This is a genomic window from Thioclava sp. SK-1 (assembly GCF_001705665.1).
Lineage (GTDB): Bacteria > Pseudomonadota > Alphaproteobacteria > Rhodobacterales > Rhodobacteraceae > Thioclava.
In genome coordinates, this window is sequence record NZ_MDHA01000021.1 from 155,595 (window position 1) to 181,005 (window position 25,411).

At 55.6% G+C, this 25,411-nt stretch carries 22 protein-coding genes; 13 read left to right on the plus strand and 9 right to left on the minus strand.

Annotated elements, in window-relative coordinates:
• Window positions 1-100 precede the first annotated feature (100 nt).
• Together BFP70_RS01550 and recA are read right to left on the minus strand one after the other, a co-directional pair.
• Entirely contained in the window at window positions 101-985 is an 885-nt protein-coding gene (locus BFP70_RS01550) for a helix-turn-helix domain-containing GNAT family N-acetyltransferase (protein WP_066009463.1), read from the minus strand.
• Between the two features lie 146 nt (window positions 986-1,131).
• On the minus strand, window positions 1,132-2,199 hold the full coding sequence (recA, locus tag BFP70_RS01555) for a recombinase RecA (protein ID WP_066009465.1): 1,068 nt from the start codon (window positions 2,197-2,199) through the stop codon (window positions 1,132-1,134).
• Window positions 2,200-2,404: 205 nt separating this feature from the next.
• Between recA and BFP70_RS01560 the strand changes: the two genes are divergently transcribed.
• A complete protein-coding gene (locus BFP70_RS01560; protein WP_066009467.1) occupies window positions 2,405-2,998 on the plus strand; it encodes a hypothetical protein in 594 nt (197 codons plus the stop codon).
• A gap of 1 nt (window position 2,999) precedes the next feature.
• On the opposite strand, the gene BFP70_RS01565 is transcribed toward BFP70_RS01560, so the two are convergent.
• On the minus strand, window positions 3,000-5,264 hold the full coding sequence (locus BFP70_RS01565; RefSeq protein WP_141693059.1) for an ATP-binding protein: 2,265 nt from the start codon (window positions 5,262-5,264) through the stop codon (window positions 3,000-3,002).
• 187 nt (window positions 5,265-5,451) lie between these two features.
• A complete protein-coding gene (locus BFP70_RS01570) occupies window positions 5,452-6,609 on the minus strand; it encodes an RsmB/NOP family class I SAM-dependent RNA methyltransferase (RefSeq protein ID WP_066009473.1) in 1,158 nt (385 codons plus the stop codon).
• A gap of 222 nt (window positions 6,610-6,831) precedes the next feature.
• Here BFP70_RS01570 and BFP70_RS01575 point away from each other — a divergent pair, with 222 nt between their 5' ends.
• Window positions 6,832-7,779 (plus strand): MYG1 family protein, encoded by a 948-nt coding sequence (locus tag BFP70_RS01575; protein WP_066009475.1) that lies wholly within the window; start codon window positions 6,832-6,834, stop codon window positions 7,777-7,779.
• A gap of 35 nt (window positions 7,780-7,814) precedes the next feature.
• Here the strand turns inward: BFP70_RS01575 and BFP70_RS01580 are convergent, their stop codons facing one another.
• Window positions 7,815-8,225, minus strand: a complete 411-nt coding sequence (locus tag BFP70_RS01580; protein WP_066009477.1) for a DUF6314 family protein — start codon at window positions 8,223-8,225, stop codon at window positions 7,815-7,817.
• Between the two features lie 95 nt (window positions 8,226-8,320).
• On the opposite strand from BFP70_RS01580, the gene purB reads away from it, so the two are divergent.
• From purB to BFP70_RS01610, 7 genes are all read left to right on the plus strand, one after another.
• Window positions 8,321-9,625, plus strand: a complete 1,305-nt coding sequence (gene purB, locus BFP70_RS01585) for an adenylosuccinate lyase (RefSeq protein WP_066009479.1) — start codon at window positions 8,321-8,323, stop codon at window positions 9,623-9,625.
• Window positions 9,626-9,806: 181 nt separating this feature from the next.
• Window positions 9,807-10,874 (plus strand): flagellar motor switch protein FliG, encoded by a 1,068-nt coding sequence (locus tag BFP70_RS01590; RefSeq protein ID WP_083217288.1) that lies wholly within the window; start codon window positions 9,807-9,809, stop codon window positions 10,872-10,874.
• 223 nt (window positions 10,875-11,097) lie between these two features.
• The gene (gene gap / locus BFP70_RS01595; protein WP_066009482.1) at window positions 11,098-12,102 is read left to right on the plus strand and encodes a type I glyceraldehyde-3-phosphate dehydrogenase; all 1,005 of its coding nucleotides are present in this window, start codon (window positions 11,098-11,100) and stop codon (window positions 12,100-12,102) included.
• Between the two features lie 32 nt (window positions 12,103-12,134).
• Window positions 12,135-12,278 carry a hypothetical protein gene (locus tag BFP70_RS20920; protein WP_176715465.1) on the plus strand — a complete coding sequence of 48 codons (144 nt, stop codon included), beginning with the start codon at window positions 12,135-12,137 and terminating at the stop codon, window positions 12,276-12,278.
• Window positions 12,279-12,386: 108 nt separating this feature from the next.
• Window positions 12,387-13,388: a type I glyceraldehyde-3-phosphate dehydrogenase gene (gap, locus tag BFP70_RS01600; protein WP_066009485.1), complete on the plus strand. Its 1,002-nt coding sequence runs from the start codon at window positions 12,387-12,389 to the stop codon at window positions 13,386-13,388.
• Between the two features lie 246 nt (window positions 13,389-13,634).
• Entirely contained in the window at window positions 13,635-14,378 is a 744-nt protein-coding gene (locus BFP70_RS01605) for a YfdX family protein (protein WP_066009486.1), read from the plus strand.
• Between the two features lie 122 nt (window positions 14,379-14,500).
• Entirely contained in the window at window positions 14,501-15,142 is a 642-nt protein-coding gene (locus BFP70_RS01610) for a MarC family protein (protein WP_066009488.1), read from the plus strand.
• Here the strand turns inward: BFP70_RS01610 and coaD are convergent, their stop codons facing one another.
• The 3 genes from coaD to BFP70_RS01625 form a co-directional block, all read right to left on the minus strand.
• Window positions 15,143-15,637, minus strand: coding sequence for a pantetheine-phosphate adenylyltransferase (gene coaD, locus BFP70_RS01615; protein WP_066009687.1), 495 nt, complete (start codon window positions 15,635-15,637; stop codon window positions 15,143-15,145).
• 131 nt (window positions 15,638-15,768) lie between these two features.
• The gene (locus BFP70_RS01620) at window positions 15,769-16,203 is read right to left on the minus strand and encodes a CBS domain-containing protein (RefSeq protein ID WP_066009489.1); all 435 of its coding nucleotides are present in this window, start codon (window positions 16,201-16,203) and stop codon (window positions 15,769-15,771) included.
• Window positions 16,204-16,365: 162 nt separating this feature from the next.
• On the minus strand, window positions 16,366-17,271 hold the full coding sequence (locus BFP70_RS01625) for a LysR family transcriptional regulator (protein ID WP_066009689.1): 906 nt from the start codon (window positions 17,269-17,271) through the stop codon (window positions 16,366-16,368).
• Window positions 17,272-17,391: 120 nt separating this feature from the next.
• Between BFP70_RS01625 and BFP70_RS01630 the strand changes: the two genes are divergently transcribed.
• From BFP70_RS01630 to BFP70_RS01640, 3 genes are all read left to right on the plus strand, one after another.
• Window positions 17,392-18,891, plus strand: a complete 1,500-nt coding sequence (locus BFP70_RS01630) for a CoA-acylating methylmalonate-semialdehyde dehydrogenase (RefSeq protein ID WP_066009490.1) — start codon at window positions 17,392-17,394, stop codon at window positions 18,889-18,891.
• Window positions 18,892-19,072: 181 nt separating this feature from the next.
• Window positions 19,073-19,612, plus strand: coding sequence for a translation initiation factor IF-3 (infC, locus tag BFP70_RS01635; RefSeq protein WP_066009492.1), 540 nt, complete (start codon window positions 19,073-19,075; stop codon window positions 19,610-19,612).
• A 199-nt stretch (window positions 19,613-19,811) separates the two neighbouring features.
• On the plus strand, window positions 19,812-20,414 hold the full coding sequence (locus tag BFP70_RS01640) for a L,D-transpeptidase (protein ID WP_066009494.1): 603 nt from the start codon (window positions 19,812-19,814) through the stop codon (window positions 20,412-20,414).
• A 268-nt stretch (window positions 20,415-20,682) separates the two neighbouring features.
• Here the strand turns inward: BFP70_RS01640 and BFP70_RS01645 are convergent, their stop codons facing one another.
• Complete coding sequence (locus BFP70_RS01645; protein ID WP_066009495.1) at window positions 20,683-22,908, minus strand: hypothetical protein; 2,226 nt, start codon at window positions 22,906-22,908, stop codon at window positions 20,683-20,685.
• A 152-nt stretch (window positions 22,909-23,060) separates the two neighbouring features.
• Between BFP70_RS01645 and BFP70_RS01650 the strand changes: the two genes are divergently transcribed.
• Window positions 23,061-25,394 carry a glycosyltransferase family 2 protein gene (locus BFP70_RS01650; protein WP_066009496.1) on the plus strand — a complete coding sequence of 778 codons (2,334 nt, stop codon included), beginning with the start codon at window positions 23,061-23,063 and terminating at the stop codon, window positions 25,392-25,394.
• Window positions 25,395-25,411 lie beyond the last annotated feature (17 nt).

Sequence of the window (25,411 nt, forward strand, 5' to 3'; positions counted from 1 at the left end):
CCTTTGGGGATTTGACAATCGTTTATCGTTCACGCCCGCCCCTGTCCAGCAAAGCCGCCAAACAGGCCGAATTTTCAGAGAAAAACACGGAAAATCCGTGCTAGATCACCTTCTCAAAGAAATGATCCGCATAGGGGTTATCATTATAGCGCGCGACTTCGGTCCAACCAGTAGCACGGTAAAGCCCGCGCGCCTCTGACAGCTTGGCACTTGTGTCCAGTCGCAAACGGCGCATGCCCAGATCTCGTGCATGACCTTCCAGCGCTTGCATCAGCTGACGCGACACACCCATGCCGCGCGCATTTGGCGAAACCCAAACACGCTTCACCTCCCCCGTGGGCATATCACTGTCTGCCAAAGGCTTCAGTCCGCCGCAGCCAATGGCCAGCCCGTCAGACACCGCCAGCACAAATGCACCATCGGGCGGGCGCATCGCAGATGCCTCGGGATCGCCTGAGCGCACGGGATCAAAACGCTGGCCAAACCGGCTCGACAGATCCGCATAATATGCTTCAAGACAATCTTGCGCCGCTTGACCGCACGGGTCGGCCAACTGAACTTGAATATGGTCACGACCTAAAGCAGATGCCACCAAATCCATTGCAGCAAGCAGCGCGTCAGGTTTGGGATGACGCGCCAAACAATCATGCGCCCGCGCATCGCTCAACCGTTCATAGGCTGCGTATTCTGTCGCGCCCGCAGGTGTCAAATGTGCCTGCCTGCGCCGCTTGTCCTCTGCGCCGGGTGTCGTTGTGATCAGCCCCTCTGCCTCTAGCTGGCGGAGTAGCCGGCTCATTAAACCGCTATCAAGGCGCAAATATTCACGCAATTGCGAGATGTCATGCAGGCCATGGCCAATAGCATTTAAAACGCGCGCGGGGCCCAGCGGGCGGCCCAGTCCAAGAAAATCTTGATCCAACACCCCCATCTGAGAGGTGACAGCGCGGCTGAACCGGCGAAAGCGGGAAATAGAATCTTGCGTCATTAGCTGACAATAGTCAGATAAAAATGCGAAGCCAGCAAAAAATCGCGGCTACCCTAATCAGGATTGGCCTAAACAGTGGATTGGGTTGGCCATGATTGGGCCAACCCCCAGGCATCTGAGCGGAGCACCAGCCAAGCTAGCCGTACTTATTCATCATCAGCTAAAACGTCATCGCCGGATTCACCAAAATCAAGACCATGGCTTGCCCGGATCTTATCTTCGATTTCATATGCAATATCAGGGTGATCGCGCATGAATTGCTTAGCGTTTTCACGGCCTTGGCCAACGCGCTCATCCCCATAGGAATACCAGGCGCCGGATTTCTCTACCACACCTGCTTTGACACCCAAATCAATCAGTTCACCGACTTTGGAGATGCCTTCCCCATACATGATGTCAAATTCAACCTGCTTGAAGGGCGGTGCGACCTTGTTTTTCACAACCTTAACCCGGGTCGAATTGCCGACAACTTCATCACGGTCCTTGATCGCACCAATACGACGAATATCCAGGCGTACTGACGCGTAGAATTTCAGCGCGTTACCCCCAGAAGTGGTTTCAGGGCTACCAAACATCACGCCGATCTTCATCCGAATTTGGTTGATAAAGACCACCATACAATTGGACCGTCCAATCGATGCCGTCAATTTCCGCATCGCTTGCGACATCAAACGCGCTTGTGCACCTACAGTCGCGTCGCCCATATCGCCTTCGATTTCTGCCTTGGGTGTCAATGCCGCAACAGAATCCACGACAACCATCGAAACCGCACCAGAGCGCACCAATGTATCCACGATTTCAAGCGCTTGTTCGCCAGTATCGGGCTGCGAAATTAGCAAATCATCAAGGTTAACGCCAAGTTTGCGCGCATAAGACGGGTCAAGCGCGTGCTCCGCATCGACGAAAGCACAAACACCGCCCTTTTTCTGTTCTTCTGCAATCGTGTGCAATGTCAGAGTGGTCTTGCCCGAGCTTTCCGGACCATAAATTTCCACGATGCGGCCTTTGGGAAGACCACCGATCCCAAGGGCAATATCCAGCCCCAGCGACCCGGTCGATGTGGCTTCCACATCCATTGACGCGTTTTCGGACCCAAGCTTCATAATGGAGCCCTTGCCGAATTGCCGTTCGATCTGCGCAAGCGCAGAATCCAACGCCTTTTGTTTGTCTGCTTTGACTTTATCGTTCATTTCAAAGAGGCCCGCCGTTGCCATGTTTTTCCCCTTATTCCACAGAGCGCGCGGAACGGCAATCAAGCCCATGCGCGAATGTTCTGCTATCGTTCTTAATTGATATGAGCACAAAACAGGAACAATTCAACGTATTAATTTCAGAAAGCCTGCCAAATATTAGTTAATCAAAGCTTTACGCCCGCTTTGACGGCCATTATCCAAGGGGAAGGTTACACAAAGGGATAGCATGTTGATTTTTTGGGACCAACGTTTGGTCTTTTTGGCAACACCTAAATCCGGCTCGACCGCCATTCAGGCCGCGTTAGAACCCCTGGCGTCGCTTGCAGCAGACCGGCCAGAGCCAATCAAACACATGACTGCAGTTCAGTATCGGACCCATCTTGCACCGTTCCTGACCGATGCATCTGGTGAAAAGTTCACCACGGTCGCACTGATGCGCGAACCCATTGACTGGCTGCGCTCATGGTATCGTTTTCGCGTGCGTGACGAATTTGACGAGACTGGGACCGATCTGAACGGGCACAGTTTTGAACATTTCGCACAAGATTACATGGCGGTAAGCCCACCCGATTACGCCGATCTTGGAAATCAGTCAAAATATTTGACGGATACGGCAGGGAACCGCTGTGTCGACCGGATCTTTCCCTATGAAGATATGGCCGCCTTTATCATGTTTTTAGAGGATCAACTGCAGTTTGAAATCAATCTGCCGCGGTTGAACGTCCCCCCAGTTGCCGATACCCAGCTCAGCGCCGCGACGCACCAAAATTTGCAACAGCATATGGCGCGTGATATCCAACTTTATAACAGTCTGCTGTGAATCAACTGCTAAGCTGGTTTTGCACTGTGGCCGTCAGTTCACTAAGCGAAAACGGTTTCGGCAGGAAGGAAGAGCCATCAATCGGTGGTCGACCGTCGCGGAACACATCCTCGGCATAGCCGGACATAAAGACGACTTTCGTGCCTGGGCGCGCCTCCAACGCCTGGCCAACCCATGTCGGCCCATCAAGCCCTGGCATTATGACATCGGTCACGAACACATCGACCTGCAGCTCTGGATCTTCCAGAATTTCTAGGGCTTCTTCCGCATTCTCTGCTTCAAACACCGTGTATCCGCGCAGCTTCAGCGCACGCGAGGCAAACGCACGCACCGGGGCCTCATCTTCGACCAATAGCACAGTCGCGGTTCTGTCATTTTCAGGCAGCTCCTGCAGCGGCATTGGTTTGACAGATTCTTCCACTGCTTCAACCACATGATCATGCGCCGGGAGGAGAATCGTGAAACACGACCCAGAGCCAAGCACCGAATCACAGAAAATATACCCGCCCGTTTGCTTTATAATGCCGTAAGCCGTCGACAGACCAAGCCCGGTGCCTTCACCGGTGCGCTTGGTCGTAAAAAAGGGCTCAAAGATCTTGGCCAGCTTATCTGGCGCGATCCCGGTACCTTCATCCGTCACCTTGACCTCAACATATTCGCCTTTTGGAACATTGGCACGATCTCGCGTCAGGTCTTCTTCCAAAACCATATTTTGCGACTCAATCTTGATCTCACCACCTTCTGGCATCGCGTCGCGCGCATTCACCACAAGGTTCATGATCACCTGTTCCAGCTGGCGTTTATCCGCACGGATGACCCGCAAATCAGACGCGTGGCTAAGGCTTAGCAGGACTTTTTCACCCACCAAACGATTCAGAAGATGGGTCAGGTCCGATAATGTATCGCGTAGATCAAGCGATTGAAGTTTCAGCGTCTGTTTACGCGAGAATGCAAGCAACTGACCGACGAGTGAGGCCGCCCGATTGGCGTTCTGACTGATCTGATCCAGATCGGCATAATCAGGATCACCCTTATCATGGCGTAGCATCAACAGATCGCAATGCCCTGAAATCGCAGTCAGAAGATTGTTGAAATCATGTGCAACACCACCTGCCAGTTGACCGATGGCCTGCATCTTCTGGCTTTGCACGAACTGCGCTTCCAACGTTTTCAGCTGCGTCGCATCCGACAACACAGCAACCAATCCCGGCCGACCTTCTTCAACAACCCGGTTCAACGTGATCTGCAAAAAGACCTCGCGCTCTCCACGATGGGCGCGCAGCACCTCTGGGCGTCGCTCTGCACGTCCTGCGATGGCATCCGCAACCCAATCACTGATCGGTCGGCCAAGCCCCTCAAATAGGCTGCTCATCGTGGCATCATCGGGCAATTTCCCCAATAAGGCCCGCGCTGCGCGGTTGGCCGCAAGAATCCGGCCCCCACCATCAAGTCGCAACAGCGACACTGGCAAGCTGTCAAATGACGCGGGATCATGCGTCAGACCACGCCCCTGAGATGAGGGCAAAAGATAGATCTCATTACGGCCGCCACGCCCTTCAATTTCCACAACCAGACAGCGTAAGCTACCGTCCGGCGTTGCAATTTCGTGTTCTTCGCCAGAACGGATCGGCAGCTCGGAAAAAATACGATCCAAAGAGCGCATGCGCTCGCCCGTAATCCTGCGCAACGCCTCGTTCATGAATAAAATTGTGCCGGTTTTCGATACGGTCAACATCGGCAGTGAAATGCTTTCCGCCCCGCGCCCGCCCGTCGGGCGCTCGGCCATATCTTCTAGCCGCCATAAAAAGTCACGCTCACCGATTTGATGCACCGACAGGCGGACATGCCCGCGTCGCGTCACAAGATCCTCCCGCGCCGCACCTAACGCGCCTGCGCGTGCTTGCAACCGCGTCAACACCGCGCCAGGATTTGCAAAAACCTCAGACAGCGCGTGGGTCAGACTTTGTTTTGACCGCGTTCCAAACCGATCAATCGCCGCGCGGTTTTGATAGCCAATTTCGCCATCCGCATCTGTCGTAAAACTGGGGGAGGCATCATTGGCGACAAAGGTCGATATCTGCTGATGGATCATCGAATCTTGGCGTTTCTGGCGTCGTTCCACCAGTTTCATAACCAGCGCGAGCACCAATAACGACCCCGCCATCGCGGCCAAGATCAGCATGACCAGCCGATCTTCGACCATGAATGCAGCCCCTCCTGCAGCGAGCGCGGCAATAATAAGATACCCAGCCGCCGGCGCCATCATCGACACAGTTCGCCCTAAAGGTTGTAAGGGCTGGTCTGGATGCGCCACGTCACGGGTCCTTTCAAAGTCTTCGTCGTTCTGGCGCATTCCGCTATAAAAGCCTTAAGGACTGGTTAACAACATCAAATCACAACCCGTGAATGTGTCAATAAGTCACGAGACGTAAACTGCCCCGATTGACGATGTTTTAGCTTTTTCGCAGCGCAGCATAGTAGAATCCATCCCCACCTTGCACTGGCGTGAAGTGATATTCTTCACTTCTGGTCCATCCAAATTCCGAACAAAACCAATCACTTTGTTCGGAATTCTCAACCGCAAGCAGGGAACATGTCATGTAAACCAATGTGCCGCCAGGCCGCAATAGCTGCGCGCCCTCGCTTAACAGCTTACGCTGCACGGCAACAAGATCAGACAATCCAGCCCGCGTCAGCCGCCATTTCGCATCAGGCGTGCGACGCCATGTGCCAGAACCCGAACATGGCGCATCAATCAACACCATATCATAATCAGAGCCAACCTGCCCCGGCGCGGCCAGCGCAATCTTGGCCTGCGCCCGCGCGGCGCGCGTTGGAATATCTGCCATCCGCTTAAGATCAATGTCATGCGCGGTTATCTGCGCACTGGGCGTCGTTGCAGCCACCGCCAACGCTTTACCACCGCCGCCCGCACATAGATCCAAAACCCGCTGACCAGGCATCAAGGGAATTGCCGCCACTGCCGCCTGAGACGAGGCATCTTGTAGCTCCACCAAACCTTCCAGATAGGCCGGGGTTTGGCGCAAACGTCGCGCGCCTTGGGTGATCTCCAATGCTGTGTCGGCCAAAAGATGGGGTTGGGTCTGCACGCCTTGCTTGGCCAAAACCTGCTGCGCATCGTCGCGCGATATCCGTGCAACATTCACGCGTAAAAATACCGGGGCGCGTGTGCGGACGGCCGCGCTAACCTGCGCAAAATCATCACCAAGCGCACCAGCAATATCATCGCGCAGCCATTCGGGCCAATCCAAAAGATCCAGATCATGCGGCGCGGGGCGCGACAGATGCTCGTGTTCCTGTGCGGTTGGCACCTCGGGCCCATGTCCAACACCGTCAAACATTGCCAACTGGTCGGCCTCACGCGCCCATCCAAGCATCAACGCGCGCCCGCTTTGCCCGCCACCCAGGGCCGCATAGCTGCCACGGCACCGCAGCGCATCGAACACATGATCACGGATCGCAGCCCGGTCTTTGGACCCCGCAAAACGATGACCGCGCGCCCAATTGGTCAAGACACGCTCCGCCGGCTCCCCCCCAAAAACGCGGTCAAGGATTTCAATCGCGGCCTGGATCCGGGCTGAAGGCATCATGGCAAAGGTTTCCTGATTATGTCGGCAAATGCAGTGTTGCTGCTTCTAAGGGCGGCATGCGCGCCACTCAACCCGTGTTGATGTACAAACTCACCCGACGTTAAGAGGCAAATATTCCGCAAGTTCACGCAGATTTAACTTGCCTGAGTATGTTGGGGTTGAAACTCGCGCACGCTCAGGCCTATCTGCGCTTATACCGCTGCAACCGAAGGTCTATCTTGTATGTCCACCAGTTATCTTGTCACCCATTCCGGTGGGTTCCACGCGGATGAGCTTCTAAGCTCTGTCATTTTGACACGGCTTTTCCCGGATGCACAGATTGTTCGTACCCGATCACCCGAATGGATCACCCCGGCACAAGATCGCATCATTTATGATGTTGGTGGCGCCTATGACGCAGATCAGCGGATTTTCGATCACCACCAACGCGGTGCCCCCCGCCGGGAAGATGATCAACCTTACAGCTCCTTCGGATTGATCTGGAAGCATTTCGGCCATGACTACCTGCGCGCCAGTGGCGTAAAGGATGAAGATGTGGATGGTATTCACGCGTCATTTGATGGCAGTTTCGTGCTGCCGATTGATCAGGTCGACAATGGAGAGCTGAGCCCTGCTGTCGCTGGCCCATTTGCAGGGATGACATTGTCGGCACTATTGGAAACACTGAAACCCGTGTTCGATAACACCGACCCCGAAGCCGAGACACAGGCCTTCCATCAGGCACTGTCCATTGCACGGGCCTTTGTGGAAGCGCGGATCGCGCGCTCGGCCGCCAAACGTCGCGCCGAAGGCATGGTGCAAGCTGCGATTGAGGCCGCCGGCGAAGGTCGCATCCTAGAGTTGCCAATGGGGATGCCGTTCCGCCCCGCCGTGATCAAGGCAGAGGCAGATCATCTGTTGTTCGTCGTAACCCCGCGTGGGCCATCAGATTGGACATTGGGCGGAATCCGCAAATTTGACGAAGGGTTTGAACAGCGCGCAGATTTGCCGCTGGCGTGGGCCGGGCTGACAAATGAGGCCTTGGAAGAGGCATCGGGCGTGCAAGGCGCGAAATTCTGTCACAACGGACGCTTTATCGCCGCAGCAAATGGGCGCGAGGCCATTATGGAAATGGCCCGCATCGCCGTCGCGGAAGCAGAGCAAGAACTGGCGCAGACCCCATCCTCCTAACCCACCGGCCCGCCCCCGGGCGGACCACACCCTGCCTATGTCATCTTTTGATAGTGACTGGTCATTTCATAGGATTTACGCGGGCCTTGCACCGACCAATGGCTTGACCAATTTGGCCAATCTGCAAAATCATAGCGCACATGATAGCTGTCGGGGGCGCACCAATGCTGCGCTTGGGCGTCACCGGGCGCAAAGTCATGAAAGCTGCGCCCATCGGCATATTCCACATAAATCCGCCCAGCCTGCATTCGCCAGTGATAGTCCCGCTGCGCATGCAATCGCTGGCCCGATGACAAGATCAGATCGCCACGCTCACGATAGGCCAGCCCCTGATCCACCGATGTAAATTCTGCGCGCCCGTCAAACCGGGCATCGCCTTGCACCCGGTCAATGATCTGACGCTGCAATCGCCAAAACCCTGCGAAATCTGTCAGTTTCAGCGTCATCCACGCCCCTCTGTCTTGCCCGAACCGTCCTTGCAGGCTAGAAGCCGCGTCGAACCTATACGAATTGGCACCCGCAACCGAAAGGTCTGAAGGACATGATCCCTCGTTACGCCCGCAAGGAAATGGTCGACATCTGGGAACCGGCCACGAAATTCAAAATCTGGTATGAGATCGAAGCCCATGCCTGCGACGCGATGGCCGCGATCGGTGTGATCCCCAAAGAAAATGCCGAAGCCGTCTGGAAAGCCAAGGATGTGGAATTTGATGTCGCGCGCATCGATGAGATCGAAGCCGTCACCAAACATGATGTCATCGCCTTTCTGACCCATCTTGCCGAACATGTCGGATCAGATGAAGCCCGTTTTGTGCATCAGGGCATGACGTCTTCGGATGTGTTGGATACTTGTTTGAACGTGCAGCTGGTGCGCGCCGCGGACATTTTGTTGGCGGATATGGACAAGCTGTTGGCAGCGTTGAAAATGCGCGCCCTAGAGCATAAAAACACCGTGCGTGTCGGCCGCAGCCACGGCATCCATGCGGAACCGACAACGATGGGTCTGACCTTCGCGCGGTTTTATGCGGAAATGGACCGCAACAAGAACCGTCTCGAAAAAGCGAAATGGGAAATTGCAACCGGCGCAATTTCCGGTGCGGTTGGCACATTTGCCAATATCGACCCTTCTATCGAGGAACATGTCTGCGCACAGCTGGGCCTGCGCCCAGAGCCGATCAGCACACAGGTCATTCCGCGTGATCGCCATGCGATGTTCTTTGCCACGCTGGGCGTGATCGCATCCTCGATTGAAAATGTGGCGACAGAAATTCGCCATATGCAGCGCACCGAAGTGCTGGAAGGTGCCGAGTTCTTCTCGATGGGGCAAAAAGGCTCCTCGGCGATGCCACATAAAAAGAACCCTGTCTTGACCGAAAACCTGACCGGTTTGGCGCGTTTGGTGCGTATGACCGTGATCCCGGCGATGGAAAACGTGGCGCTTTGGCACGAGCGTGACATTTCGCATAGCTCGGTTGAGCGCGGCATTGGCCCCGACGCAACCGTGACGTTGGATTTCGCATTGAACCGTTTGGCAGGTGTTGTCGAAAAGATGATCATCTATCCGCAGAACATGCTGGATAACATGAACAAATTCCCTGGCTTGGTCATGAGCCAACGCGTGCTTCTTGCCCTTACCCAAGCCGGCGTATCGCGCGAAGACGCCTATTCTATGGTGCAGCGCAACGCCTTGAAGGTCTGGGAGCACCGGATGGATTTCCGCGAATTGCTGCTGGCGGATGAAGATGTGGTCAAGGCGCTTGGCGTCGACGCGATCAACGAAAAATTCGACATGGGATACCACACCAAACATGTCGATACGATCTTCCGCCGCGTGTTTGGCGAATAAACCAAAGCGCGACAGTGCTGACACAATGCCCGGGGTGTGCACTCCGGGCATTTTTGTTTGGCATTTTAATAAATTGCACGGTCTTTCCCGGCTTACCCAGCGTGAGCTTTAGCGCTTAGTAACTACGTCTTAATCTGGTTTTGCGAATGTGACCGGGCACCCCTAGCAGATGGAGAGTTCGGTGAACCAAATCGCCCCCTTGGCACCGCTTGGACAATTGGCCGGTTTTGGTGATGACCACTTAGCTGGACCACCGGGCCTGACGAAAAAGCAAAAGGCTGCAATCATTGTGCGCCTGTTATCGGCAGAGGGAGAGAAGTTACCCCTGACCGAATTGTCCGATGACCAGCAGACCGATCTGGCAGAAGAAATTGCCAAGCTGCGGATCATTGACCGCGCAACCTTGGAGCAGGTGGTCGAAGAATTTTGCAATGAGCTGGAAACCATCGGCATCGCCGTTCCCGGCGGGTTAGATTCCGTGCTTAAGCTGCTGGAAGGGCAGCTGACACCATCAGCAGAAACGCGGTTGCGCAAACTGGCAGCCGGCAGCTCCCGCTCGGACCCGTGGGAGCGGATCTCCGGTCTGGGCACTGATGCGATGCTGCCATTGATCGAAAACGAAAGCATTGAGGTCTGCGCCGTTCTTTTGTCAAAACTGACCGTGGCGAAATCGGCCGAATTGCTCAGCCAGATGCCTGGAGACAAGGCGCGACGCGTCGCCTATGCAGTGTCGCAGACCGGCGCGGTTGCACCACAAACCGTGTGGCGCATTGGCCAGGCCATTGCCTCACAACTGGATGCGGTGCCTGCGCGTGCCTTCACCTCGGGTCCGGTTGAACGGGTCGGCGCCATCTTGAACTATACAACCGCATCGCGCCGCGATGACGTGCTGGAAGGGCTGGACGAGGCCGATAAGGTCTTCGCCGATGAGGTGCGCAAAGCGATCTTCACCTTCGCCAATATCCCCGTGCGGATCGACAAGAAAGATCTGCCGAAAATACTGCGTGCTGTTGATCAGCCCAAGCTGTTGGTTGCACTGGCCGGCTCTACCGGTGCAAATGAAAAATCCAAGGAATTCATCCTCAGCAATATTTCCCAGCGTATGGCCGATGGCATGCGCGAAGAAATCGCCGAAATGGGTAAGGTCAAGGAAAAGGACGTCGAAGAGGCCATGTCCGAAGTGGTCAGCGCCATCCGCAAACTGGAAGAGGCAGGAGAGATCTTCCTTGTGGCCGAAGACGAGGATTGATCCCCACCGATGATTCTATGTCCATGTGGCGCTGGCCGGGATTTTTCGACCGCTTAATTTTCCGCCCCGGCGCCCATGCTACCGCAACCGTTAGCGCAAACGCCCCATGTTTGCGCCAACATGTTGTTTTAACATTCTTTTCTGAAACGGCACACCGTGGTATCCAACCAGTGCGACATTCCACCCTCCCCGTCGCCCCATGCCAGCCACTCAGGAGAGTCTCATGACTGTCACCATCGGGATTAACGGTTTCGGCCGGATCGGCCGCTGCACGCTTGCCCATATCGCAGAAGCTGCACGCAATGATGTTCAAGTCGTCAAGATCAACGCGACTGGCCCTATCGAGACGAATGCTCATCTGTTGAAATATGACTCCGTTCACGGGCGCTTTCCCGGTCAGGTGAAGATCAAAGATCGCACGCTGGATCTCGGCCAAGGCCCGATTGACGTGATGTCGACCTACAAACCTGAGGAGCTTGACTGGGACGGCGTTGATGTCGTTTTGGAATGCACCGGCAAATTCAATGATCGTAACAAGGCTGCGGTACATATGACGCGCGGCGCGAAACGCGTGCTTGTGTCTGCCCCTGCCACCAGCGTTGATAAAACCGTGGTGTACGGCGTGAACCATCGGGAGCTGACGACCGCACATGAGGTTGTGTCCAACGGATCGTGCACCACGAATTGCCTCGCGCCGCTTGCAAAAGTTTTGAATGATACCATCGGCATCGAAACCGGTATCATGACCACGATCCATTCCTATACTGGCGACCAGCCGACATTGGACCGTCGTCATAAGGATCTGTATCGTGCCCGCGCAGCTGCGATGGCCATGATCCCTACCTCCACCGGGGCCGCAAAAGCCATTGGAGAGGTTCTTCCAGAATTGGCCGGCCTGTTGGATGGGTCGTCAATCCGGGTGCCTACGCCCAATGTCTCTGCGGTGGATTTCAGCTTTGTTGCAAAAAAATCCGTTACCGTAGATCAGGTCAATGAAATCGTGCGCGAAGCGGCTGATGGCTATATGGGAATGGTTCTTGCCTATGATCCAGAACCCAAAGTATCCATCGACTTCAATCACACGCCATATTCCTCTATCTTTGCGCCGGATCAGACCAAAGTAACCGGCGGCAAGCTGGTTCGCGTGCTGGCATGGTATGATAATGAATGGGGCTTTTCATGCCGGATGGCGGATGTCGCCGGGGCTATGGGACGTTTGTTGAACTAAACCGGGCCGTGCCCGGACCGGGAGGAACGGGCATGAGCAACTCTATCGCGCTAGGGCTTGCCGCGCTAATTGTCGCGGCAATCTTGGCGGATTGTCTTTTAAACAGCGGTGGTGCGACATTATTTTTGGCGCGAAAAACCGCTGACCTTGTCGATTATCTGAAATTCTGGCGGTGAAGTCAGCAACGCTGCATTGACCTTTTACTGGAATTGTCCATGTTAGCGCTAGCGCAGAGGGGTCCTCACGGCCGCTTCTGCTAGCGCTAACAGCCTATGGAGGATAAGATGACGGTGAAGGTAGCAATCAATGGCTTCGGGCGCATTGGCCGTAACGTATTGCGGGCAATCATCGAATCGGGACGCACCGATATCGAAGTTGTTGCAATCAACGACCTGGGGCCGGTGGAAACCAATGCCCATCTTATCCGTTTTGATTCGGTTCATGGCCGCTTTCCCGGCACCGTAACAACGGGTGATGACTGGATTGATGTTGGCCGCGGCCCGATCAAGGTTACTGCCATCCGCGATCCCAAAGACCTTCCTTGGGAAGGTGTTGATATCGCGATGGAATGCACCGGCATCTTCGCAACACGCGAGAAAGCCGCGCTGCATTTGGAAAACGGTTCGAAACGCGTTCTGGTGTCCGCACCTGCTGCGGGTGCGGATAAAACCATCGTTTACGGCGTCAACCATGACGTGCTGACCGCCGATGATCTGGTTGTGTCCAACGCATCTTGCACAACGAACTGCCTGTCACCCGTTGTCAAAGCGATCAATGATGAAATCGGCATCGTTAAAGGCTTTATGACCACCATTCACAGCTACACTGGTGATCAGCCTACGCTGGATACGATGCATAAGGATCTATATCGCGGGCGTGCAGCGGCCATGTCGATGATCCCTACATCAACCGGTGCAGCCAAAGCGGTTGGTTTGGTCCTGCCAGAGCTGAACGGCAAGCTGGACGGCGTGGCCATCCGCGTGCCAACCCCGAATGTTTCGGTTGTTGATCTGACATTTGAGGCATCTAAAGCCACAACTGTGGAAGAAATCAATGCCGCAGTGTCCGCCGCAGCCAATGGTGCGCTGAAAGGTGTGCTGGCCGTGACGGATAAGCCGAATGTCTCGATCGACTTCAACCACGATCCGCACAGCTCTACTTTTGCGCTGGATCAAACCAAGGTCATGGATGGCACGATGTGCCGCATTCTGACATGGTATGATAACGAATGGGGTTTCTCGAACCGTATGGCAGATACGGCCGTCGCAATGGCGAAATTCTTGTAATTCACACCGACTGATAGCGTCCTGATATTGGACCACCATGTCATTTAAGCCCACGGGATCCCCCGTGGGCTTTGCCTTTTGGTGGTTTTCAAACGCCCTGCAATCGCATCCGGTTGGCCAGGCGTGAGCCGACGTGATCGATAAAATGGGAACTGTTTGTCGACCAGACCGTTGAAGTGATGTGAAACGCGGGTCATTCCGGCCCACGCTCTACAGCCAACCGGCTTGCAGAAAAGGAGCATCACAATGAACAAGACGACCAAATTCACAACGATCGCCGCGACAGGTGCATTATTACTTTCGACCGCACTCAGCCCCGCGCTTGCCGCCGAGGGCGCAGCGATGCCGAAGAACACCACCAGCGAAGCGCAACAGCAAATCGCAGCCACCGACGAACAACACCAGACATATGAGCAGGCCGCCAAAGGCGATGCCGATGCCGTTATGAAGGTCTCGGACGAGGCCGCGCTATCGCTTCACGCCGTGCGCGCCGCCCGTCTGGCTATCTTTGACGGTCAGACCGATGCCGCGGGTAAGATGATCACAGCCGCACTAACGCAGATGCAAGCCGCACAAAGCGACGCCAAAACGATGAACCTTGAGCCCAAGAATACCACGCAGCCGGGTGAATATGTCCCCTTTGATCTGTCGATGATGGTCGGGGAAGATTTCACCGTGACGCCGCAAAATTCCAATGACGTGGCCAAAGCACAGGCGCAGGCGCAAAGCGGCGAGACCCAACGCGCGGTGCAAACCCTTGCGTCTGCGGACATCTCGGCCACCCTTTCGGCCGCGCTGATCCCCACTGATCTGGCGATCACGCAGCTGCAAGACGCGGCCAAGTCCGTCAAATCCGACAATTGGCAAGAGGCCAATATGGCGCTGAAGGCGGTTGAAGAATCCGTTGTCTTTGAAAGCTGGACGGCCGACTCCCTGCCCATGCTGAACGCCGCAGCTGATCAGCCAGCATCGTCTACGTCCAACGGCTGACGCAGGTTTTATCCATTTAGCACATCTTTCAGAGCGTCTGGCCTTGGCTGGGCGCTCTTTTGCAATACTATGGGGTTATGGCCCCTCCCCTGCCGCTCCTCCAATGAAATGAGTTCCCTTCTGTGCTATCTGTCTCGCAAATTCTGCAAGAATTCATCACCCTATGGGTGGTTATCGACCCTATCGGAACATTGCCGGTATTCTTGGCTGCCACGGCTGGAATGTCCGCGGCCCAAAAGCGCCTGATCGCGATACGTGCGGTCATAATTTCACTGGCGGTGTTGGCAATGTTCATCGTCTGCGGCCAGCTGCTGCTTGACGCGCTTTCAATTCCGCTGCCCGCATTCCAGATCGCCGGCGGCATCGTCTTGTTCCTATTTGCGCTGACAATGATTTTTGGCCATGGAAAGCCACAAGATGAGATCGTCGAGGCAGAGCAGATCAAACAGACATCGGTCTATCCGGTCGCAATACCATCCATTGCATCGCCTGGCGCAATGTTGGCCGTGGTTGTTTTGACAGACAATGATCGGTTTTCGGTCGCACATCAGGCGATGACGACGGCGCTTATGGCCGTCGTGCTATCAGTCACGCTTGCCCTGCTGTTATTGGCCAATCCGATCAATAAGATCATTGGCACATCAGGGGCGATGGTGATCAGCCGCGTGATGGGCATGATTCTTGCCGCTGTGGCGGTTGATGCGGTGCTTAACGCCTTTGTAGGGATCGGTGTTCTGCCCAGCTTTGCAGTGTCCGTCGATTGATCAGCCCTGCATCTTGGCCTTTAGTCGCGTCTGCACTGCAGGCGTGACGAAATGGCTGACATCGCCATCCAGGCGGGCAATTTCCTTGACCAGCTTCGACGCAATCGCCTGCCGCCGGGCATCCGCCATCATGAACACCGTCTCAACGCTGCTGTCCAAAGCACGATTCATACCAACCATTTGAAATTCATATTCAAAATCTGATACGGCGCGCAAACCGCGTAGGATTACATTTGCGCCGACATCGCGGGCGCAATCAATCAGCAGATTCTCAAACGGATGTACGATAATCTCTCCGCCAACGCGGTCCGTGATTTCCGCGCATTCGGCCTCTAACATTTCCACCCGTTCTTCCAAGGTGAACATGGGCCCTTTGTCGCGGTTGATGGCCACCCCGATCACCAGCCGATCGACCAATGCCAAACCGCGTTCGATAATATCGATATGTCCCAATGTGACGGGATCGAAAGTCCCGGGATAAAGTCCGATACGCATCACATCCCCCTGCCGCATCTTCCCGCACAGGCGCGGGCCACGGCGAACGATGACAAAAATGCGCATCCGGATGCAAGCCCAGATGCGCAATATCCTTACAAGCGCGGCATAACTGCCCCGGTTTTCGGGACTTAATTCCCCATGATCATCCCGGTCAGCGCTTCTTTTTCCATATGTAGCTCGTCCAGACGGGCGGCAACCACATCACGGATAGAGATCAAACCGACCATATCGCCATTGGACACAACAGGCATATGGCGGAACCCGCCTTCATGCATCATCGTCAAAACATCAACGACATCAGTCGCGCGTTCACAGGTTGTGATTTTTTTGGTCATGATGTCATCAACGGTATTTTGCAAACAGGCTTCGCCGCGTTTGCCCAATTCGCGCACAACGTCACGTTCCGACACGATGCCATCAATCTTATGCCCATCGCGTGATACGACAATGGCGCCGATTCGACGCGCGCTCAACACCTCGGCCACTTCGGCAATGGTGGATCCCGGTGCAATCGTAATGACACTGTCGCTATTCTTCTTCTTCAGAATTTGCAGAACTTGCATGGCAGTCCTCCTCTATGCCTATGAGTTTCGTCTCCCTAACCTCAGGCTGTGCGCCCTGCGACAATCTGTCAAGTCCGCGGCGAAATATTCGTGCCACCAAAAGGTATAATTTGAAATTTAATACAATCTAAACTATCTTCTGTGCGAGGTTGCGCCGATCCACTATAGGCCTGGCGGGCCTCCGCCGCCCTCTAACCGGGCGACCTCACGGCGCAGCCCCTGCCCCAGCACCTCTGCGATACGCGACAGCCGTTCCGAGCGGCGATCATCCGCATGGCGTAGCAGCCAGAATGACCGGGTCAGCGTGATCTCATCTGGCAGCACCCGCTCTAATCCCGGCACGAAGGGGCGGGCAAAATCATGCACAATTCCGATTCCACCGCCCGCGCGCAGCATCTGCATCTGCACCGATACGGAATTAGAGGCCAGCGTGACCCGGTCCACCCCTGTCTCGGCCATATAATCCAGCTCTTTGTCGAAAATCATATCTGGGATGTATCCCACCATCCGATGCGCCAATAAATCCGCGCGGCTGCAGATCGGTGGCATCTTCGCCAGATACGAACGATGCGCCGCCAGCGATAGTCGGTAATCGGTCAACTTTTGCACCGTCAAGCGCCCCGCCGTGGGCCGCGACACGGCGATGGCCATATCGGCCTCACGTTTGGACAGGTTGAACACACGCGGCAAGGCGACGATCTGCAGCTCTAGCTCTGGGTTGTCATTTGAAATGTCCCGGCAAATCTGCGGCAGAAGGTAATTCGCAATCCCATCGGGCGCGCCAATACGCATCTGCCCGGTTAATTTACCCGTCTGGCCACTGATTTCCTCGGCCGCGCCAGACATGGCCTGCTCCATTGCCTCTGCGTGGGGCAGCATCCGCGCACCGGGGTCGGTCAGTGTATACCCTTGGGGGGACTTCAAAAACAGCTTGGTGTCCAGCGCTTCTTCCAATCGCGCCACGCGTCGACCCACGGTCGCCGCATCCACCTTCAACAGCCGCCCTGCCCCGGACAGGCTCTCGGCGCGTGCGACGGCCAAAAACACCCGCAGATCATCCCAATCCATGCTGACACCTTTGCATTTTTGCAAAACAACCTTTGTATCTTCTGGCGTTTTCATTCGACTATTGCAAGGCTAGGATTCGGCCAAGCCAAATAGGCAACATTTCAAACTCGGGAGGTCGAGATGCAAGAGATCGGTCATTGGATCAACGGTCAGCGCGTGGCTGGCACATCAGGGAATTACGGCGCGATCATGAACCCGGCCACAGGTGAACAGCAGGCACAGGTTGCGCTGGCCACTGTGGCTGAGGTCGAAGACGCCATCGCCAAAGCCGCCGAAGCACAGGTGAAATGGGCGGCTGTAAACCCGCAGCGCCGCGCCCGTGTGTTCATGAAATTCGGCGCGCTGATCAATGAACATATGGAAGAGCTGGCCGAGCTGGTGTCGCGCGAACATGGCAAAACCATCCCCGATGCAAAGGGCGATGTGCAGCGCGGCCTAGAGGTCGTCGAGGTCTGCATGGGCCTTCCCTCCGCACTGAAGGGTGAATTCACTGATAATGGTGGCCCCGGCATCGATCTGTATTCCATGCGCCAGGCGTTGGGCGTTGTGGCCGGCATCACACCGTTCAACTTCCCTGCCATGATCCCATTGTGGAAAATGGCCCCCGCGATCGCCTGCGGCAATGCGATGATTTTGAAACCATCCGAACGGTGCCCATCCACCGCGATGCGCCTGGCCGAGCTGTTCAGCGAAGCAGGCCTGCCCGATGGCGTGCTGCAAGTCGTCAACGGCGATAAGCTGACCGTCGATACCCTTCTGGATAATGAAACAATTCAGGCGGTTGGCTTTGTTGGCTCAACCCCAATTGCGCAATATATCTATGGCCGCGCGGCCACAAACGGCAAGCGCGCGCAATGTTTCGGTGGCGCCAAAAACCATATGATCATCATGCCTGATGCAGATATGGACAAAGCCGCAGATGCGTTGATCGGCGCGGGCTACGGCGCGGCAGGCGAACGCTGCATGGCAATTTCCGTTGCGGTCCCTGTGGGCCAAGAGACAGCGGATAAGCTGATTGAAAAGCTGGTGCCACGGATCGAAAAGCTAAAGGTCGGCCCGTATACTGCGGGCGACGATGTGGATTACGGCCCCGTTATCACCGAAGCATCCAAAAACCGCATCTTGGGCCTGATCAATTCCGGCGTGGATCAAGGCGCGACTTTGGTCACCGATGGCCGTGACTTCACGCTGCAGGGCTATGAAAACGGCTACTTCGTCGGCCCGACCCTGTTTGACAATGTCACACCAGATATGGACATCTACAAAGAGGAAATCTTTGGTCCGGTTCTGACGCAGGTCCGGATGGACAATTACGAAGACGCGTTGCAGCTGGTCATGGACAACGAATATGGCAATGGCACCGCGATCTATACCGGTGACGGGGATGTGGCACGCGATTTCGCCAGCCGGGTGAATGTTGGTATGGTTGGCATCAACTTCCCAATCCCGGTGCCGCTGTCCTATTACAGTTTCGGCGGTTGGAAAAAATCCGCCTTTGGCGATTTGAATCAATACGGCCCAGACGCGTTCAAGTTTTATACCAAAACAAAAACCGTCACGGCGCGCTGGTTCTCTGGCATCAAAGATGGTGCTGCGCTGAATTTCAAAGCGATGGACTGATCGCTTCGCACAGCAAAACATCGCGCGGGCTGCCAGAATCAGGCAGCCCGCGCCTTATATCGCCGTTCTGACGCGTGGAATTTGATGAAATTCCGCGAAAGCCTTGCGTTTAAGGTTGTAAGCGGCGGTCGCGCGCATTAAATTCTGCCGCAAATGATTTGGCTATAGAAGGATCAACGCCATAGCCCGCAGACCACACAATGCCCCGCCGACCCGCGACACCGGCCCCCGCGTCAATGGACGCATCCGCTCACCCGAGATCCGCCTGATTGGCGCGGATGGGGAGAACGTCGGCGTCGTGCCGCCCGCGAGAGCAATGGCCATGGCTGAAGAAGCCGGGCTGGACCTGGTGGAAATCTCGCCAAACGCGAACCCGCCTGTCTGCAAAATTATGGATTTCGGCAAGTTCAAATACGAACAGCAAAAACGCGAAGCCGAAGCCCGCAAGAAACAAAAGATCATTGAGATCAAGGAAGTCAAATTCCGCCCGGGCACAGACACGCATGACTATGACGTGAAAATGCGCAATGTGGTTAAATTCCTTGAGAATGGCGACAAGGTCAAAGTGACCCTACGCTTCCGTGGTCGTGAGATGGCGCACCAGAACCTTGGTCTGGAACTTCTTAATCGCGTCAAGGCGGACGTTGATGAATTGGGCAAGGTCGAAAGCATGCCCAAGATGGAAGGCCGTCAAATGGTCATGATGATCGGGCCGCGGTAACATCTACCGCAGTTCAGACCGTGAAGTCCCTCCCCACCGGGGAGGGTTTTGCGTTTGGGGTGCATCATCGTGGCTGATAAGTCACGTCCGTCCCGCTCGCATCTGCGTGATCCGCTGTGAGTTGAGCAAACACGCGATCCATGCGATTTTATGATACTGACACGTCACCCGCACGTGCATACGGTAAGGAGCAGTTTCTATGGCAGATTATCCGCTTGGCCCGCTGTCGCGTCGCCGCGCATTGATGCTGGGCGGGGCCGCGCTGTTCACGCCGGCGCTTGCCCGCGCCAACACACAAGACATCCCGATGGCGCAGCAGCCTGCTATCGTGGCCGGCCCGTCACGCAACAATGTCTCAGCGTGGCGTGAAGTGCGCTGGGACGATCATTTTGATGACCTGAACCGCGTTACGGTTATTGCGGATACCTATTCCAAGGCGCTGCATTACTGGTCTGTTGGCGGCACCGATTACCGGATGTATCCGACCTCTGTTCCGCTGTCGGATGAGCTGACAAAGCGTGGCTACACCGAAATCGTGCGTAAGAAAATCGGCCCGGATTGGACGCCGACCAAATCCATGTTGGAACGCGACCCATCTTTGCATTACATGCCGCCCGGCCCCGATAACCCGCTGGGCACCCATGCGATGTATCTGTCCTGGCCCGCCTATATCATCCACGGCACCCATGACACGCGCAAGATCGGTCGTAAGTCCTCATCCGGGTGTATTGGGTTGTTCAACGAACAGATCGAACAGCTATATGAGCTATGCCCGGTTGGGACACAGGTCAAAATCCTGTAACGTGTAAGCACATCAAAGATGCACCAAAACGCGCCTGACGACGAGGCGCGTTTTTCATGTTCAAAGCAAAGAAAAACGCTGCGAGAGGGAAGCCCGCAGCGTTTCCATGAGACGGCGTGGGAGAGCGCCAAATCTCGTCAATCGGGTCCGAGGGGCGTCATCTAACGCCGGATCGGGAGACCAGGACCCGATGCAATTCATATAGGGCAGCATCGACTAAGTCACTTTAATCCATGTCAAAAATCTATGACACAATGTGATCGGCGCGTTAGCCCTGCTGCAATTTTTGCAATCCTAGTCGGATCGCACGGTTGTCACCCTGCGCCAAGACCCAACGTGCCAGTTGCGCCGCTAGCTTGGGATGCCCTGCTTCAACTGCGCGGCTGAACAGTTCACGCTGATAGCGGGGGAACTGCCTACGCGCGCGCAAATGGCGATAAAATTCCGCCTGTGTCAGCGTGCCATTCATCGCACCCAGAATGACCGGGGTCAAAATACCCATCTGTTGCAGCGATGACCCCAACCGATGCCCCAAAAGTGGCGCACGCAAATGGCGTACATTATCGCCGGTAAAGCGTGCGACATGCCCCGCATCCAGCGGTTCATAGGGATCATAGAGGATCGAGACGGTCTTGGCCGTGCGCGACGCCTGCGCCGCATCGCCATATTTTCCGCTGAAATCCTTATCCCAAACGACCTTATAACGGGTCTCCCAGGGCACGATTGCCTTATCCAATGTCGATTGCGGGGAAAAGACCACAACCTCGGCGCCTGGGCAGGCCGCGCTGAACACCGCCGCCGCATAACCGCCCATTGAGGCGCCGTAAAACACCACACGGTCAAACTGCTTGAAAAAGCCCTGCGCGGCCAGCCGGTCGAATTCGGAAAAAACCCATGGATCGCGATACCACGTCCACCCGCCAGCCATCACGCCCAGCATCGACCAGCCTTGCTTTTCAATAAACGAAAACCCCCAAGGGCGACGGTCATCACGTTTTTCCATAGCAATATCAAGGTTGTCAAAAGTGACAACCAATGTCTTGCCGCGCGGAATATATAGAAAACTGTGGCTGTCGTTTTCGGTATAGAACCCCTGCGGCCCGGCCAATTCCTGTGCAAGCTTCGCCCATTCGGGGTTGGCAGTGGTTTGCGGCGGCGCCGGAGAGAATTTCACACGCGCGACATTCTGGGTGACGGGATCATCAAAATCTACCAATGTTTCCACCTCTCCCAATCCGCGCAGAAAGGGAAACGCGCCAGAGCCTTTGCGAATATCCGACAGCATGACGCTATCGGCATGTAGCGCGCCGTCCAAAACCGCACTTAAATGCTTGACCTTGGCCACATCGCCAAAATTGGACAGGTTCAACAACAGATCAACAGGCTTCAGCGCACTGGCCTGCGACACGACGCGCAGGCGATCTTCGGCGACGCCTTGCGCCTGCAGGTGTGCGATATAGGGCCCCACCCAATCCGACGGCTGTTGGGGCCATTGCCCGTCTTGCGTCAGATCGATCAAGGTGATGTCACAATCCCAACGATCATATGCCGCCAGCACCAGCCCCGGCGATGTCCCGCCCAAATCCGCGATCGAGGATACGGCGCCTACGCCCGTTGCCTCAATGATCCCCAGATCTGCGGATTTCGGCTCAAACACCCGGTTCGCACGCCCCTTTAACGGCGCAAACTCTGGCCGAATTTGGTGCTTTTTCAATAGAACATCCAAAAAACTGCCCAGCTTTGGAATCCCACCAAACCGCATGCCAAGTTCTCGCTTGTTCGACGCCCAAAGATGCAAAGCGGTGGTCTGGTCGGTCAGGCAGTCTTCTACCTTTTGGGCACGTTTGATCATCTTGGTGCGATCCGGAAAAGGCACAGGATAGAAGGCCTCAAGCGGTTGCACCTTCGTCAACAGCCCATGTTTCTTGGCGAAATATGAAATCATCATCGGGCCCCAAACGCCCCATGGCTGCTGTGTGATATGCACCGGCTTACCGGCTGCGCGCGCCGCTTCATATTCTTCGCGGCGGCGGCGGGGCAAAAAGGGTGCGATGGAGTATCTGTCTTCCATAAAGGCCAAAATATCCGCCGTTATCGCGGCATCATAGGGCAAGCCCAGCACAGCATTATTCACCCGATCACTGTCGGGCAATTCAAACCCCATGACGTAATCGCTGTCATAATCCATCACTTGCCAGCAATAGACATCGGTATCCACCCAGATCATGGATGGGCATTTGGCGATCATGTGGATACGCCAATAATCCGCAAATAACGCGTAGCTGTTCTTCTTTTCATATTTGATAAAATCATCTGTATCGAGGATTTCACGCCCATCACGGCGGATCACACCGTCGGGGACATTGGGAATATCTTCATAGGAAAACAGCGTGATTTTCTGCCCGGCATCTACGAAGCTTTTCAAGCAGAGCTGTTCCATCCAGCTTAGCTCTCCGCCGATCCATAATGTGCCTACTTCACGGGTACGTGCCATACACAATGCCTACCATATCAATCAATTGCCACACTGTGCCTTAGGATTTGCCACTTTCCAACGGCAAAAGCGATGCAAACATGTTGCACAACATTGCGCCGCGCCGTGCATATGGTAGCTGTTTGGGAATAATATGACAGATTGGACAGTCTATGGCCTCAGTAATCCGGCGACATCTTATGGCGGAAACCTCGCAGACGGATGCCCCGCTTTTGGATGCTGTTATGTGGCATGCCGATGGCGCGTGTCAGCTGCGGCTGATGTTTGCCAACCCGACAAAATCGGCGCAGATCGCTGACAGTGACGGGCTGACGATCACCGAACGACGTGATGTGGCCGGGGGCACGATGGTGCTGGCAACTGCTGCAACCAGTGATGATAGTGACCCCACCACACAGCCCCCGCGCTGCATCGAGATTGCCACATGGCCACCCGGGGTTGACCCGCTGCTAGGGGGCACGCCCCCCGCCCCCACCCGGCGCAATATCACACCTGCACGCGCAGAATGGGATTTGATGGCCGGGCGCGACTGTCTGATTGGCCAGCGGTTGGAAGAAAGCCCGGCGACAGTTCTTGATTGGCTTAGCTGGCACGAAGATCAACACGGGGCCACAGGCGCGGTGATCGTCAATCGCACACCCGATGACGGCTTTATCGACGCGCTTAACGCGGGGATTGACGCTCGCGATCTGGATATTCGCGTCGTGGTGCTGGACTGCCCGGTGCCAATGGGCAAACCCGATATGGGGCCGGAAAGCCACCCATTCCTGGCCCCCGATGCCCCTGGCAAGGATCGTATGACCCCGCCCGAACCCGATGCGCAGCGCGCTCCGATGGGTCAAGGTACGATATTTGAAATCGTAAAGTGGCGCTTTTTGGCACAGGCCCGCGCCGTGCTGACATTGGATGTTACCGATTTCTTGTGTCCGCATGAGGATGGTACGCCCACCGCCTTTGATGCCTGCCAGGCCGCGAAAAAAGGCGTAATTTTGCTGGTGGGGCGGCGTGTTTACCCGTGGCGCGTGCGCCCGCGTGATGAGGCACGATTTGCCGATCACATCTGCCGCCAATTCGATGCGCGGCGCGGCATGGCACGCTGGGGCTGTGCACCCACGAAAACCGGGTTAGAGGCAACGTGGCGCATGGCCCGTGTGGCCTATGCCAAGCCTGATCCCGGCAAGGTCTATCCGTTTTGGCGAGCGATGGCGCTGCGCGTGCCTGATGTCAAAGCCGCAGAACTGGCGCCGAAAACATCCCTGGTGGAAGATGAGACGCTCTTGGCTGTGGCGCAGGATAATTTCGGGCATAAGCCGGTGCGCCCGCCGGTGTCAAAGGTGAAGGCCGCGCCGAAAAAGGCCGCTCAGGCCGGGCGTACCGCGATCGTCACAACGATGAAAAACGAAGGGCCGTTCATTTTGGAATGGCTGGCCTATCACCGCGCGATCGGCGTGGATGATTTTTTGATCTATACCAATGATTGCACTGACGGCACCGATACGATGCTGGATATGCTGACCGAAAAAGGTTTGGTGGTGCATCGCGAGAACCCTTGGCGCCCGGGGGGCGAGCTCAAACCTCAGCATGCCGCGCTGCAAGCCAGTGAAAGCGAACCGGTGATCCAAAATGCCGGCTGGTCGATCTGTATGGATGTGGATGAATTCATCAATATCAAAATCGGCGATGGCACGTTAAAGGCACTGTATGACGCGATGGGCGAGGCCAATATGGTATCGTTGACATGGCGGCTGTTCGGCAATTGCGATGTGCATGAATATAAAGACGCGTTCTTGTTGGATCAATTCACCACCTGCGCACCTGAAGTCGTGCGCAAACCGCATCAGGCATGGGGGTTCAAGACCCTGTTTCGCAATATCGATTTGTATAAAAAGATGGGCGTGCATCGCCCCAAGGGGCTGGTGCCCGATCTTTGGGACCGGGTGAAATGGATCAACGGGTCGGGTAAACCGATGCCACGCGAATTGTTCCGGAATGGCTGGCGGTCGACGATGGATACCTATGGCTATGATTGGGTGCAACTGAACCATTACGCCGTGCGCTCTGCCGAGAGCTTTCTTGTCAAACGTGACCGGGGCCGGGTGAACCATGTCGATCGTGATCAGGGGCTGAACTATTGGTTCCGTATGAACCATAATGCGGAAACCGAAACCTCGATCCAGCGGATGATCCCTGCGTTGCAGACAGAATATAATCGCTTGATGGCCGATCCCGACATCCGCGCTGCACATGAATATTCCGTGGGCCAGCATCAGGACAAAATTGCCGCGCTGCGCGCAACTGAGAATTACGAAAAATTCTACGGAGAGCTGACCAGCAGCCGGTTTGAACGGTTGTCGCGCATCTTGCATGTGTTCGGCTCGGCCGTGTTTGGTGCGGGTCCGGGGGTGATTCCCCCCGATTTGCAAGACCGCGATTTGCCGCCGGATTTCTTCTTCACCGTTGAGCATGACGGCGAGGCAGAACATTGACACGAATCCTGGCCATC

Coding starts and splice junctions, on each gene's coding strand:
- BFP70_RS01550 (WP_066009463.1), bottom strand. CDS start 985: ATGACGCAAGATTCTATTTCCCGCTTTCGCCGGTTCAGCCGCGCTGTC.
- recA (WP_066009465.1), bottom strand. CDS start 2,199: ATGGCAACGGCGGGCCTCTTTGAAATGAACGATAAAGTCAAAGCAGAC.
- BFP70_RS01560 (WP_066009467.1), top strand. CDS start 2,405: ATGTTGATTTTTTGGGACCAACGTTTGGTCTTTTTGGCAACACCTAAA.
- BFP70_RS01565 (WP_141693059.1), bottom strand. CDS start 5,264: ATGATGGCGCCGGCGGCTGGGTATCTTATTATTGCCGCGCTCGCTGCA.
- BFP70_RS01570 (WP_066009473.1), bottom strand. CDS start 6,609: ATGATGCCTTCAGCCCGGATCCAGGCCGCGATTGAAATCCTTGACCGC.
- BFP70_RS01575 (WP_066009475.1), top strand. CDS start 6,832: ATGTCCACCAGTTATCTTGTCACCCATTCCGGTGGGTTCCACGCGGAT.
- BFP70_RS01580 (WP_066009477.1), bottom strand. CDS start 8,225: ATGACGCTGAAACTGACAGATTTCGCAGGGTTTTGGCGATTGCAGCGT.
- purB (WP_066009479.1), top strand. CDS start 8,321: ATGATCCCTCGTTACGCCCGCAAGGAAATGGTCGACATCTGGGAACCG.
- gap (WP_066009482.1), top strand. CDS start 11,098: ATGACTGTCACCATCGGGATTAACGGTTTCGGCCGGATCGGCCGCTGC.
- BFP70_RS20920 (WP_176715465.1), top strand. CDS start 12,135: ATGAGCAACTCTATCGCGCTAGGGCTTGCCGCGCTAATTGTCGCGGCA.
- gap (WP_066009485.1), top strand. CDS start 12,387: ATGACGGTGAAGGTAGCAATCAATGGCTTCGGGCGCATTGGCCGTAAC.
- BFP70_RS01605 (WP_066009486.1), top strand. CDS start 13,635: ATGAACAAGACGACCAAATTCACAACGATCGCCGCGACAGGTGCATTA.
- coaD (WP_066009687.1), bottom strand. CDS start 15,637: ATGCGTATCGGACTTTATCCCGGGACTTTCGATCCCGTCACATTGGGA.
- BFP70_RS01620 (WP_066009489.1), bottom strand. CDS start 16,203: ATGCAAGTTCTGCAAATTCTGAAGAAGAAGAATAGCGACAGTGTCATT.
- BFP70_RS01625 (WP_066009689.1), bottom strand. CDS start 17,271: ATGGATTGGGATGATCTGCGGGTGTTTTTGGCCGTCGCACGCGCCGAG.
- BFP70_RS01630 (WP_066009490.1), top strand. CDS start 17,392: ATGCAAGAGATCGGTCATTGGATCAACGGTCAGCGCGTGGCTGGCACA.
- BFP70_RS01640 (WP_066009494.1), top strand. CDS start 19,812: ATGGCAGATTATCCGCTTGGCCCGCTGTCGCGTCGCCGCGCATTGATG.
- BFP70_RS01645 (WP_066009495.1), bottom strand. CDS start 22,908: ATGGCACGTACCCGTGAAGTAGGCACATTATGGATCGGCGGAGAGCTA.
- BFP70_RS01650 (WP_066009496.1), top strand. CDS start 23,061: ATGGCCTCAGTAATCCGGCGACATCTTATGGCGGAAACCTCGCAGACG.